The following is a 12,560-nucleotide window of genomic DNA, read 5'->3' as shown; positions in this document are numbered from 1 at the left end:
ACTCCCCGGCCTATATAAAAAAAACATATGCTTCAATTTTTTTAAGATGCTAACGAAAAGATAATGGCCCGATGAATTACACCAAATAGCGTCAGGGATATATAGGCAAGAAAAAATAGAAGAAAATTAAACCGCCAAAAACCTTTCATCACCTTTGTTAAAATGATCTCATCTTTCACCTTCCAATGGACAACAACAAAAATGATCGCGATGAAAATCATTACTAGTAGTATTATCCAAAAAAATGAATTCCCCCAAATTGTTTTTACTAAAAAATGAACAGAAATAATAAATAAAATGGTTGAATAATCAAGGGCATGATGCACTGATTTTCGAGTGTCATTCGTGATGAGTTTAAAGACGAGAAAAACGAGTAAAAAGCCAAGGAACGGCATAATGAACAACAGCGTTAACAAAGTTGATAGGATGGAGCTCAAAACTGCTCACTCCTTTCTTCTTGTTCTTTTCCCTTAATTAGAAAATATAGCCCCTGTATTTGTGCGGCCTTTTTATGCAGCGTCTCTGCCTCATCCAAGAGAAAGCCTAAAATAGCGTCCACCTCGGTCATTCTGCCCGCTTCCAAATCCTTCAGCATGGACGAACGATTTTCGGCTGTTGATTGACAAACATAATGAATATGCTGCAAATAGGCTTCCTTATCATCTAAACGCAGCACGTCCGAGATTTCCTCGAATAAGTTGTTCAGTGCCTGCAGGTAATATGGATTCTCGATTAAGTCTCCGTTTTTGACGCGAAGAATAGCCGTCAGAGGATTAATTGCTGCATTGACAATCAATTTCTTTAGCAGCATATCAAAATAATTTTCTCTTATCACAATCGGAAAATCATTCGGTACTTTAGCTGCAAGAAAATGCAGCCAATCGGCCGTTCCTTGAAACCTGGCAGCATTCGTGATTCCTTCGCCATTATGATAAACCGTGTAGGCATTTTCTCTTAAGGCACCGTGTTCTACAGAGCCTACCGCAATATTTTTTTCCTTAATTGCTTCGAGCAGCTTTAAATGCCCCATACCATTTTGGATAAAAAGTAAGTTAGGTGCCGCCGAGCTGTTCACTTTTTCAATAATCGTTTGCAGATGATATTGTTTTACAGCAACAACCGTAACAGTTTCCGTTCCTTTCCAATCGCTGATTGGGAAGGCTTGTACGTTGGTGCTCGTCTCAGTATCTCCTTTTTTAAGCACGATTCCATTTTGGTTAATTTGCTCTGCTTGTGCCGGGGTTCTTGTGTAAATAATGGTTTCAAAAGCCCGGCTCAAATAGGCAGCAAATAATAAACCTAATGAACCCGCTCCAATAATTCCAACCTTCATCGCTATCCCTTCTTTAAATCGTCTTACCCGTATTTTACCAAAAGCAATTAATTGTTTGTAAAAAAATAAACCCTTTTCGACAGAAAGTTCGAAAAGGGATATTTTTTTAGACCGGGTAGACAGGATGTTTCCTGACACCGAAGTTCAATTCTTTTGTTTCATAGTAATCAAAGCGCTGAATGAGTACGCTTCTTAATTCGGATGGGGCAACAATTTCATCAACAATAAGCTCAGAAGCCAGCTTATAAATGTCAATAGCTTCTTTATATTCCTTTTGTTTCGCCTGAACATAAGCGATTCTTTCCTTTGGATCGTTAATTTCATTTATTTTATTGGAGTAGACAGCATTTACCGCAGCTTCAGGACCCATTACGGCGATTTGTGCGGTAGGCAGAGCGATACAGCAATCCGGTTCAAAGGCAGGGCCTGCCATCGCATAAAGCCCGGCACCGTAAGCCTTGCGAACAATGACTGAGATTTTTGGCACTGTGGCAGAACTCATAGCAGCAATTAATTTAGCCCCATGACGGATGATGCCCGCACGCTCGACCTTTGTTCCAATCATAAAGCCCGGCACATCTGCCAAGAACAATAACGGAATATGAAAGGCATCACAAAGCTGAATGAATTTTGCGGCTTTATCCGCGGAATCGACAAACAGGACGCCGCCCTTTACCTTTGGCTGATTGGCAATGATTCCAACCGCTCTTCCATCTATTCTAGCAAGTCCAGTTATTAACTCAGGTGCAAATAATTTTTTAATTTCATAGAAGCTGCCGGCATCAACCAGTCGATCAATACACTCATACATATCAAACGGGGCATTTTGGTTTTCCGGAATAATCGCCTCTAATTCCCTTCCTTCCTTAGCCGCCGCACCAGCAATCTTTTTTGTCTTCTCTTTAAAATTGGCTGGAAAAAAGCTGATATATCTTTTGGCAGACTCAATTGCCTCCTCCTCGTTGAAAACCAGAACATCACCACAGCCCGAAATTGTACAATGCATTCGAGCCCCGCCCATTTCCTCTAGCGTCACCTTTTCGCCGATGACCTTTTCCGCCATTCGCGGCGACCCTAAGTACATGGAGGCATTTTGGTCGACCATGATGACAATATCGCAAAAAGCTGGGATATAGGCCCCGCCTGCTGCGGATGGCCCAAACAGGATACAAATCTGCGGAATCATGCCGGACAGCTTTACCTGATTATAAAAAATTTTTCCGGCCCCGCGGCGGTTTGGAAACATCTCTAATTGGTCGGTGATTCTCGCACCTGCCGAATCCACCAAATACAATAAAGGCACCTGCAATTTCTCAGCTGTTTCTTGAATACGGATGATTTTTTCAACGGTCCGTGCTCCCCAGGAGCCTGCCTTTATAGTGGAGTCATTTGCCATTACACATACAGTCTGGCCATTTATTTTGCCAATTGCTGTTACCACGCCATCAGCAGGCAAATCACCTGCCGTAAAGTTGGCAAATTTGCCGTCTTCTTCATATTGCCCATCATCAAACAATAACCTTAAGCGGTCACGGACGAACAGCTTATTCTGCTCTTTGGCCTTTTCATGATATTTTGGATGCCCGCCCGCTTCGATTTGTTTCCGGTATTCGTTTAATTGATCATTTAATGTATTTGTCTGTGCCATAATGCCCCTCCTAAACTAGAACAATCAGCACATCGCCTTCATTTACGAAGTCTCCGATGTTAACCTTTACTTCCTTGACAACACCTTCGATACTGCTTTCAATCGGAATTTCCATTTTCATGGATTCAAGCATTAATACCTCTTGACCCATGTTGATGGATTCGCCTGCTGCTGTGAAAATATTAAGTACGGTTCCTGCCATTGATGCTGTTATTTCTTTCATCTTTAAAACACTCCTTAGTTCACTAATGTTTTTGTTAAAAAGCTTGTGGTATAATTTCCATTTTGAAAATCTCTATTAGCAAGAATATTTAAGAATAATGGGGCATTTGTTTTAATCCCCTCAATTTTAATTTCCTGGAAGAAAGTCTCAGCCGCTTCCAATGCTTTTTGTCGGTCTGCACCATAAAAAATGCATTTAGCTATCATCGGATCATAAAATGGGGTGACCGTTCCACCTTCTTCATAACCCGAATCGATCCGTACACCTTCTTTTTCTTCCCACTTCAAGGTGGTGATTTTGCCAGGAGAAGGCAAAAACCGTACAGGATCTTCCGCATAAAGACGAAATTCTACAGCATGGCCGGAAGAATGGACTTCTGATTGCAGCAGCGGCAGCCTTTCTCCCCGTGCAACGAGAATCTGCCATTTTACTAAATCAAGACCTGTAATAGATTCAGTTACTGGATGTTCAACTTGAAGTCTCGTATTCATTTCAAGAAAATAAAAATTCTCGTTCTCATCAACAATAAATTCAATCGTTCCCGCATTTGTATAATTGACGGCACGAGCCGCTTTAACGGCCGTTTCATACATTTGCTGCCGGACTGAATCGGAAAGAAACGGCGATGGCGATTCCTCGATAACCTTCTGGTGCCTTCTTTGGACGGAACAGTCCCTTTCAAATAAGTGAATGAGATTGCCAAATTCATCACCGAAAACTTGTACCTCAATATGTCTGGCATCCGCGATATATTTTTCGATAAATACCTCATCCGACCCAAAATAGGCAAGCGCCCTTGCCTTGGTGGATGCGTATGACTTAGCGAGCGCTTGCTCATTTTCACATAACACCATGCCGATTCCCCCGCCGCCGCCGCTCGCCTTCAGCATTATCGGATAGCCTATATTTTCTGCTAAGGCAAGGGCCGCTTCAACCGTTTTTAAACCGGTGCCGCTGCCTGGGACGACCGGAACTCCCGCTTTTTCCATTGTTTGTCGGGAAACAATTTTATCTCCCATTAAATCAATTGTTTCGGGCTTCGGTCCAATAAAGATCATGCCTTCGTTTCTGGCTTGCTGTGCAAAGGCTGCATTCTCCGATAAAAAGCCATAGCCTGGATGGATGGCATCCACTTTTTCTGCTCTTGCTACCTCTAAAATTTTCTCTGCCTGCAAATAAGACTTGTTAACTTGCGCTTCCCCAATACATACCGCCCTCGTCGCAGCCTTTACATAAGGCATCTCCCTATCTGCTTCGGAATAAACAGCAATTGTCTCAATTCCCATCGCTTGGCACGTTCTAATAATACGAAGGGCAATTTCTCCCCGATTGGCAATTAAAATTTTTTGCACATTTCTTCCCCTTTCCTGACCCAATGTCACTTTCACTATTAAGTTTCTACATCATTCTTCGAATTTCCTGCCACCTTTGAAACCGCTTTCGATTATTCAATGAGGAAATTTTAGTTTTTTTGTATTATAATGATAGTAATTCATTTGAATAATGAAAAAATTATTCATATCATGTTATTCAGTTAAAAAAAATATATACAAGATTACAGAATATAATTTCTAGGAGGAAGAACATGGGGACTAAAGTGGAAAAATTAAAAGTTAATTTCAAAACTCTAGAAGAATTTAAAAAGTTTAAAGAATATGGTCTTCAAGAGCTTTCAATGTTCGAAGATCTTGAAGCCAATATGATAGACAATGATATCGATTCACCGTTTTATGGTATTTACTATGGAGATAAGCTTGTTGCCCGGATGAGCTTATACCAAATTGAAGCTAAATTCGATCGATATTTTTATCCGCCACAAAGTTATTTGGAATTATGGAAACTGGAAGTATTACAAGACTATCAGGGAAAAGACTTTGGTAGACAACTTGTAGATTTCGCCAAAAGCTTTGGACTTCCAATTAAGACAAATGCAAGAATGCAATCTCGCGGCTTTTGGGAAAAAATGGGCTTTACAAGTGTTGATTACGATATGGAACGAGACCGCGGGGAAAATCCGCTTGTCTGGTATCCAGAAGGTGTGGAAGCACAATAATATAAATGAAAACTCGCCGATTGGCGAGTCCGATAGGACGAAGACAGAGGCGTAGTTGAATTTATGCGTTAAGAAAGTATAATGCTTTCGACAGAAAGTTTATACTTTCTTATTAGCTAAGCGAAAAAGCGGACCGGATGTCCGCTTTTTTCTATTTCTCTACTCTTTCCAGGTTGCCGTTTTTATCCATCTGGAATCTAACTTTAGATTGTCGGTCTTCATCCTGAAGGACAACCATTTTGCGAGCTCTTTCCATAATTTCCAGTAATGAACGGTAGTCCTCTTCGATGGCCTTTAGGTTCTCCGTGAGTCTTTCATTCTCTGCTGCTAAATAATAAGTTTTCTTCTCTAATTCTTTTATTTTTTCGGAAGACTTCCTGCTTCCCTCTTCAAGCTCAGCAAAATTCTCCACTTGTTTAAAAATGCCCTCTAAAAACTGAATGACAGCCGGAAATGTCAAAGTACCCCCCGGCTCGGTCGAGACAGCTTCCTTTTTGATTATTTCAGGGGCTGGATCAGCTTCAGCAGGAGTAATATGTTTTTTCAATTCTTTACGCTGCTTCTTGGCAAGCTCTATTCCAGACTTGTATTGCTTTCTTACATATGAGTTCCAACGGAATCCACAGGCCGCAGGTGTCCGCGATAGCTGTTTCCCTACCTCCTCAAATGCTTGAAGCTGTGTCCCGCCTTCTCGAATATGCCTTAATACAACTTCAGCTAGCAGTAAATCCTCATCTTGGCTCCAAGCATCTTGTCGAGTTGGTGACATCAAATCCCCTCCTAGTAGTGTTTTTATAAACATATGCATCTACTAGAAAAGATAGACTTAATCTGGAGCCGTGAATTCATCTTATCTGGTGTTTTTCTTAATAAAATTTTTTACATATTGATGATGGGCATCACTTTCCCAAAGGATGGCACAGTTTTTAACCTCTTCCTCTATTCTTTCACGAAGGCCTGCCTGCTTCCACTTGTTAATCCATATTCTTTTATAGGATTTGAGAACCTCTAAATCATTGGACAGCATTTTCTCAAGGTAATCTCCACATTGTTGAAGGGAGTCTCCGTCGAATAGGTGATTAATAAAACCGGTTTTAAATAAATATTCTGCGGTTTCGAGGTCTGCTTCCATCAAAAGCTTCATGGCAAATGGGGATGGGAACTTTTCGACTAGAATAGAGCCTCCACCCCAACCGGTCGTAATGGCTTGTTTTCCTTGAACAAACCCTGCTTTAACGCCTTTTCTAGCGAGCCGGAAATCACAGGCAACTGCAAGCTCACAGCCTCCGCCAACCGCTGGACCGTTCATTAGTGCAATAGTAGGAATGGGCAAGGTTAATAAGGAATACAGAATATTGGACATTTTTGAAAGCATTGGATACGCATCCTCTTTGGTGTGCAGGAGATGAAAAACGGATAAGTCTCCGCCGGAGCAAAACGCACTCTCACCACTCCCCGTAATGACAAGAGCTTTTATTTCAGGTTCACTAGCTTTTTCTAACGCTTGCGATAGCCCTTCCATAACATCGTAGTTTATGGCGTTTCGCTTTTCGCTTCTTTCGATGGTAAATAATAAATATCCCGGGTCCCGCCTTTCAATCGAAAAAGCCATTTTTTGCTCACCCTCTCAATTAAAAAAGTATGTATTTGTTTTGAAATGACAAAAGCACAAGGGCGTTTGCTCCTTGTGCTTTATCTAAGTAGAAATTAGTCGTTTACTACTTCTTTTCCTTTGTATGTTCCGCAAGATTTGCATACGCGGTGAGCAAGTTTCATTTCACCACAGTTTGGGCATGCTACCATACCAGGAACGTTTAATTTAAAATGAGTACGACGCTTTCTCTTCGCAGTTTTAGAAGTCCTTCTAAAAGGTACAGCCATTCTTCCCACCTCCTTATAAAAAATGCGCAGGAGCGCTTGAAGTCAGATCATTTCGATTAGCTTTCCGAAGAATTGTTTTTGTCAAAAAACTTTGCAAGCCCTGCAAGGCGTGGATCAATCTTTTTAGATTGTTCCTCCTCCTGAATAACCTCCCAATCCTTACCGGATTGCGGTGCTGCATCTTCAGATTGGACATCATCGCAGAATACTTGCATTGGAACCTCAAGTATCAGAATTTCTCTTATGATTGGTTTTAAATCAATCATATCTCCTTTTACCTGATGGGCCTCCTCTTCAGTTTGGTAAACTGAATTTTGCAGGAGGAAGGTTTCCGTCGTTTCGACATTAATTGGAAATTTGACATCCACTAAGGTTCGCGAACATGGAAGAATCAGATACCCCTCAATTTTTAAATGAAAGGTAACTTTTGAAGAATCTATATCTCCACGTCCGGTAATTTGCATTGGAGACACTTCACGAATAGTTGGGTCATCCAGTTTAAGCTCGTCAACCCGAATGGTATCGTCAATCGAAAATTCCTTATTTCGATATTTTTGCAATTGATTTAATGTCCATTTCAATTGAATCACCCCAAGGCAACAAAGGTAATTATAGCTTTCGATAAAATTTTTGTCAATATTTTTTCTTTACACTTCACCTTATGTTGCATAAATAAATAAATTTTTTCCATTATAGTGTATCCATAAATACCTTTTGCAAACATATGTATCATCATATCATATTATTCGATTGGAAAACGGAATAAATTGCTATAATGATAGTAATTAAATTTCAAGGAGAGAGTTATGAGAGCAGTTGGTGTTATTGTTGAATACAACCCATTTCATAATGGACATGCCTTTCATTTGCAGGCATCCCGCGAGGCAGCCCAAGCAGATGTGGTTATTGCGGTAATGAGCGGAAATTTTCTGCAAAGGGGGGAGCCTGCACTTGTTTCGAAATGGCAGAGAACGAAAATGGCCATATTAAATGGCGTGGACATCGTTTTTGAACTTCCCTACCGCTATGCCACACAAAATGCCGAAACCTTTGCAAATGGGGCAGTGTCCATTCTTGCTGCTGCAGGCTGTCAGTACCTTTGTTTTGGCAGCGAAAGCGGGGAGATTGAAGCCTTTCAACAAACGATTCATTTTTTGGAAAGTCAGCAGGATTCCCATGAAAAAAATATAAAGCATTTTATGGGTTCAGGTGTCAGCTATCCGAAGGCTTTAGCATTGTCATACAAACAGCTGTCAAATTCGGAAAATTATTTAGATTTGTCCAGGCCAAACAACATACTAGGCTTTCACTACATAAAAGCGATCCATGAGCAAAGAAGTCAGATTACTCCCTTAACTGTAGCACGCAAAATCGCCGACTATCATGATGAACATTTTGCCTCCGAAACAATTGCCAGTGCAACCAGCATCAGGAAAGCACTATTCTCAGATATAAACCGCCCATCTGAAATTAATCAGTATGTGCCGGAGGCTACTAGGCAATTATTACATGAATATCTAAATCAACATGGTCTTTACCACCGCTGGGAAAATTATTGGCCGTTTCTTCAGCTTCGTCTCCTCCATTCCTCCCCAGAAGAGTTAAAAGAAATATATGAGGCTGAAGAGGGACTTGAGAACAGGTTACAACATGCAGCAACCGAAGCAGGAAGCTTTCAGGAGTTTATGGAAAGAATAAAAACAAAACGCTATACATGGACGAGGCTGCAGCGATTATGTGTTCACATATTGACCAATAGCAAAAAAATAGACATGGAAGGAAGCAAAAGAGCGGGCTATTTAAGGCTCCTTGGGATGTCAGAGAGAGGACAAGAATACCTAAATAAAATGAAAAAGGAATTTGCTTTGCCTCTGGTTGCGAAATTGTCTTCATTTAAGGACGAAGAGGTTAACCTCGACCTAAAGGCTGCTAGGGTATATGCAATGGGGGTCCCGGGCCCGGCAAAAAAAATTTTGATGGAACAGGAATTCAAACAGCCTCCAATCATTATAAAGAAATAGGACGGCGCCTCTTTGGCACCATCCTATTTCTTTTTAGGCAATTTTTCTAAATATTTTACCGCATCGTCAAAGGTATCGACCGGAACAATTTTCATCTTTGTTTTGATATCTCGTGCTGCCTTTAAGGCTGCCCGATAATTGGAGTCCTTAGCACCCTTTTCGTTCGGTGCAAAAAAGATTTCTGCGCCGGCATTATCAGCGGCAACAATTTTTTGTTCGATACCGCCAATCGGCCCAACGGTGCCATCTGGGTCAATCGTTCCCGTTCCGGCAATTTGGTAGCCTTTCGTTAGGTCATTCTTTGTTAACTGGTTATATATCTCCAAGGTAAACATAAAACCCGCAGAAGGCCCGCCGATTTCATCTGTTCTGACTTTAACCTCGGGATCGACGGTGATTTCTTTATCGTCCACAAGTGAAATGCCTATGCCTGCCTTCCCAGGCTGATCCTTAAAGGGCTGCAGAATAAGATTCACACTTTTTTCCTCGTTATTTCTGGAATAGGTTAATTTCACATGATCTCCGGCACTTTTTTTCCCTAAATATTCAATGAAATCTTTTGATGAGGGAAATGTGTGTCCATCCATTTTAAAAACGCGGTCACCTGCCTGGAGCTTCCCTTCTGCAGGCATTCCCGGCAGGACCTGCATCACATATATTCCCTTATATTTATAATGTACAGGCAGCCCTGCTTTATGGTATGCCACCTCAATCGCATTAAGTTTTGATGCTGCCATCAAATGCAGCTGCCTGACATTATATTCTTCTTCCGTTTCCTGTTCATTTAATACCATATCGAGCGGATAGATTTCCTCATATTTTCTCATTTTGGCCTCTATATAGGAATAGATATTAGCCCTTCCCATCCGGACAGTTGTCAGCATAAAATTTCCTTTTTCCTGATAACCGCCTTCAACTGTAATGATTGGAGCAAGTTCTTTTGCCATCCCTGGTTTTGAAACATAGTAAGGTAATGAATAATACATTCCGCCTATCAGAAATACTGCAAGGATAAAGAAAATGCCAATTGATAGTTTTTTACGCAAGCTGCCATCACCCCTTCCAATTATCAATTACCTTCTTAATTTGCTCAAGATACTTTTTTGCCTCGTCTTCGCCAATTTTAATGATTTCTTCAATGTTAGTAAATGCCCGCGAACTATAGCCCTCGACAGGGGGACGAATCATCACATTTGCAGATGTTTCATGGAAATTGATAATCTCAGTCTGCATAATATCAATACTTTGCATGATGACATCGTAAATGGAGGTAATTTCCGCGTTTCGCTTAACCCGTGAGACATCCACGGCAATCACAATATCCGCCCCCATCTCTTGCACAACAGAAATGGGAACACGGTCAGCAACTCCGCCATCCACGAGGATTCTTCCCTTATACTTCTCAGGCACAAAAATTCCTGGTATGGAAATGCTTGCCCTGACAGCCTCTGCCACCGGCCCCTCTTTAAAGACAACTTTTTCTCCGGTTAATAAATCCGTTGCCACAATCCCAAGTGGTATTGACAAGTCTTCGATATTTTTCCCATGGGTAAAGATACGAATAAATTCCTTTACTTTCTTGCCTGTAATAAATCCCATTTTCGGGACAGTAAAATCAAGAAAATACTTTCTCCTAAAAGCGGTTGAATATTTATATAGAAGGTCTAAATCAATCCCAGCTCCATAAAAACAAGCGACCAGGGCTCCCATGCTGCTGCCTGCAATTAAATCAATCGGAATACCGGCATCCTTTAACACCTTTATAACACCCAAATGAGCAAACCCGCGAGCTCCTCCAGAGCCGAGCGCCAAGCCAATCTTAGGGTGCTCCATAGCAGAACCCTCCTATTATACATCTAATAAATCACGTTCAATCTTATGGTCTAAAACAACATTCTATGAGTATATTTATTTTATATGAGGACAAGTAGAAAGAAAAGCAGAAGGCGCCCGTTTATCGGCGATATAGGGCGACTTATCACTGACAAGCGTAGAGAAGACAGGGATTAGTCGCCCTTAATGCGTACAGAAAGCGAAAGCTTTCTATAGCCAAGCACAAGACGAGTCGGCCGAAAGGGAGTTCTTTAACCTTTTGGAGGACCCGCTTGTGACCACGAGCCGATGGCGCCTGAAGCTGGACAGCTTCACAAGGAAGGAGAACTCTTCGATGTTTCGGTCAAAGCTCAAAACGCTTGCTTTAGCCATCTCCGGCATCGTTTTAGCGGCGTCACTTATTTTCTATCCAAAAGAATCATTTGAAGGCTCTATCCGTGGCCTTAATTTGTGGTGGGAAATCGTATTCCCTTCCCTCCTGCCTTTTTTTATTGTATCAGAAATGTTGATTGGATTTGGAGTAGTCAAGTTCATTGGGGTTCTTCTCGAACCTTTTATGAGACCGCTTTTCAAAGTTCCTGGTGTAGGGGGATTCGTCTGGGCCATGGGAATGGCATCAGGGAATCCAGCAGGCGCAAAATTTACTGCAAGAATGCGGCAAGAAGGCCACATAACACGGATTGAAGCCGAGAGACTCGTCTCCTTTACCAACTCCTCTAATCCCCTATTTATCTTTGGCGCAGTAGCTGTGGGATTTTTTCATAATACCCAATTAGGGATACTCTTAGCGGCTGCTCACTATTTGGGCAACGTATGTGTTGGAATTATGATGCGGTTTTATGGAAAGGAATCACCTGATAAAGCGAAAAACGCCAAAAAACTTAAGATTCGAGCAGCCTTATCGGCTTTGCACCAAACAAGGCTAAAGGATAACCGCCCGATTGGAAAGCTTCTTGGCGATGCTGTTACCTCTTCGATTCAAACATTATTGATGGTCGGCGGTTTTATCATCCTGTTCTCTGTCATAAATAAACTTCTTTACCATCTACATATCACGGCTGCGCTGGCAAAATTCGTGGAAATGATTTTTTCCGTGTTTAATTTTCCAGAAATGTTAAGCATACCGTTTATCTCCGGATTGTTTGAAATCACACTTGGGAGCGATCTGACCAGCAGGGTGGATGAGGCGTTATTGTTACAGAAAGCAATCATAACAAGCTTTATTTTAGCCTTTGGCGGTTTTAGTGTCCAAGCGCAGGTTGCCAGTATCTTAGCCCAGACTGACATCCGCTTTCGGCCATTCTTTATTGCGCGAATCTTCCAAGGCATTTTTGCCGGGCTCTTAACGCTCCTCTTATGGAATCCCATTTATGTGCGCTTCCAAGGCCATAATCAGCCTGCAGGCGCCCTGCCAGTATTTGGAGATGGAATATGGACAAAGGATTTTTATCATAAAATGCTGGAAACTGGCCCACTCATCACGATTTGCTCCCTATCAATATATATACTAATCTTATTTATCAAGCTAAAAGAAAGTAATATAAAAAAGAGCTAAAAATTAGCTCTTT

14 protein-coding genes are annotated in these 12,560 nt (G+C 41.4%); 3 read left to right on the top strand and 11 right to left on the bottom strand.

Going from position 1 to position 12,560, the window contains the following annotated elements:
* Nucleotides 1-41 precede the first annotated feature (41 nt).
* The 5 genes from QNN06_RS10380 to QNN06_RS10360 form a co-directional block, all read right to left on the bottom strand.
* Nucleotides 42-437, bottom strand: a complete 396-nt coding sequence (locus QNN06_RS10380; protein ID WP_213116429.1) for a DUF3397 domain-containing protein — start codon at nt 435-437, stop codon at nt 42-44.
* Nucleotides 434-1,333 (bottom strand): 2-dehydropantoate 2-reductase, encoded by a 900-nt coding sequence (locus tag QNN06_RS10375; RefSeq protein WP_213116431.1) that lies wholly within the window; start codon nt 1,331-1,333, stop codon nt 434-436. Before QNN06_RS10375 ends, QNN06_RS10380 begins: the two co-directional genes overlap by 4 nt.
* Nucleotides 1,334-1,439: 106 nt before the next feature.
* On the bottom strand, nt 1,440-2,981 hold the full coding sequence (locus tag QNN06_RS10370) for an acyl-CoA carboxylase subunit beta (RefSeq protein WP_217032927.1): 1,542 nt from the start codon (nt 2,979-2,981) through the stop codon (nt 1,440-1,442).
* Nucleotides 2,982-2,991: 10 nt separating this feature from the next.
* Nucleotides 2,992-3,204 carry a biotin/lipoyl-containing protein gene (locus tag QNN06_RS10365; protein ID WP_213116433.1) on the bottom strand — a complete coding sequence of 71 codons (213 nt, stop codon included), beginning with the start codon at nt 3,202-3,204 and terminating at the stop codon, nt 2,992-2,994.
* Between the two features lie 14 nt (nt 3,205-3,218).
* Nucleotides 3,219-4,556 carry an acetyl-CoA carboxylase biotin carboxylase subunit gene (locus QNN06_RS10360; RefSeq protein ID WP_213116434.1) on the bottom strand — a complete coding sequence of 446 codons (1,338 nt, stop codon included), beginning with the start codon at nt 4,554-4,556 and terminating at the stop codon, nt 3,219-3,221.
* A 233-nt stretch (nt 4,557-4,789) separates the two neighbouring features.
* Here QNN06_RS10360 and QNN06_RS10355 point away from each other — a divergent pair, with 233 nt between their 5' ends.
* Nucleotides 4,790-5,257 (top strand): N-acetyltransferase, encoded by a 468-nt coding sequence (locus QNN06_RS10355; RefSeq protein WP_213116435.1) that lies wholly within the window; start codon nt 4,790-4,792, stop codon nt 5,255-5,257.
* A 151-nt stretch (nt 5,258-5,408) separates the two neighbouring features.
* Here the strand turns inward: QNN06_RS10355 and QNN06_RS10350 are convergent, their stop codons facing one another.
* From QNN06_RS10350 to QNN06_RS10335, 4 genes are all read right to left on the bottom strand, one after another.
* Complete coding sequence (locus QNN06_RS10350; protein WP_213116436.1) at nt 5,409-6,026, bottom strand: RsfA family transcriptional regulator; 618 nt, start codon at nt 6,024-6,026, stop codon at nt 5,409-5,411.
* An 81-nt stretch (nt 6,027-6,107) separates the two neighbouring features.
* On the bottom strand, nt 6,108-6,869 hold the full coding sequence (locus QNN06_RS10345) for an enoyl-CoA hydratase/isomerase family protein (RefSeq protein WP_213116437.1): 762 nt from the start codon (nt 6,867-6,869) through the stop codon (nt 6,108-6,110).
* 95 nt (nt 6,870-6,964) lie between these two features.
* Nucleotides 6,965-7,138: a 50S ribosomal protein L32 gene (gene rpmF, locus QNN06_RS10340; protein WP_213116438.1), complete on the bottom strand. Its 174-nt coding sequence runs from the start codon at nt 7,136-7,138 to the stop codon at nt 6,965-6,967.
* Nucleotides 7,139-7,194: 56 nt separating this feature from the next.
* Nucleotides 7,195-7,719 carry a YceD family protein gene (locus QNN06_RS10335; protein ID WP_213116439.1) on the bottom strand — a complete coding sequence of 175 codons (525 nt, stop codon included), beginning with the start codon at nt 7,717-7,719 and terminating at the stop codon, nt 7,195-7,197.
* A gap of 225 nt (nt 7,720-7,944) precedes the next feature.
* On the opposite strand from QNN06_RS10335, the gene QNN06_RS10330 reads away from it, so the two are divergent.
* Nucleotides 7,945-9,159 (top strand): nucleotidyltransferase, encoded by a 1,215-nt coding sequence (locus QNN06_RS10330; protein WP_213116440.1) that lies wholly within the window; start codon nt 7,945-7,947, stop codon nt 9,157-9,159.
* Between the two features lie 23 nt (nt 9,160-9,182).
* Here QNN06_RS10330 and QNN06_RS10325 read toward each other — a convergent pair whose 3' ends face one another.
* Both QNN06_RS10325 and QNN06_RS10320 read right to left on the bottom strand, forming a co-directional pair.
* Complete coding sequence (locus QNN06_RS10325; RefSeq protein WP_284037526.1) at nt 9,183-10,205, bottom strand: SepM family pheromone-processing serine protease; 1,023 nt, start codon at nt 10,203-10,205, stop codon at nt 9,183-9,185.
* Nucleotides 10,206-10,212: 7 nt separating this feature from the next.
* Nucleotides 10,213-10,992: a patatin-like phospholipase family protein gene (locus tag QNN06_RS10320; protein ID WP_284037525.1), complete on the bottom strand. Its 780-nt coding sequence runs from the start codon at nt 10,990-10,992 to the stop codon at nt 10,213-10,215.
* A 334-nt stretch (nt 10,993-11,326) separates the two neighbouring features.
* Between QNN06_RS10320 and ylbJ the strand changes: the two genes are divergently transcribed.
* Nucleotides 11,327-12,547 (top strand): sporulation integral membrane protein YlbJ, encoded by a 1,221-nt coding sequence (ylbJ, locus tag QNN06_RS10315; protein WP_213116918.1) that lies wholly within the window; start codon nt 11,327-11,329, stop codon nt 12,545-12,547.
* Nucleotides 12,548-12,560 lie beyond the last annotated feature (13 nt).

Origin of the sequence: Neobacillus sp. 114 (assembly GCF_030127045.1) — a bacterium.
GTDB classification, from domain to species: domain Bacteria; phylum Bacillota; class Bacilli; order Bacillales; family Cytobacillaceae; genus Neobacillus; species Neobacillus rhizophilus.
The sequence above is the reverse complement of the archived record's forward strand: the minus strand, read 5'-3'. Positions and strand labels throughout refer to the sequence as shown.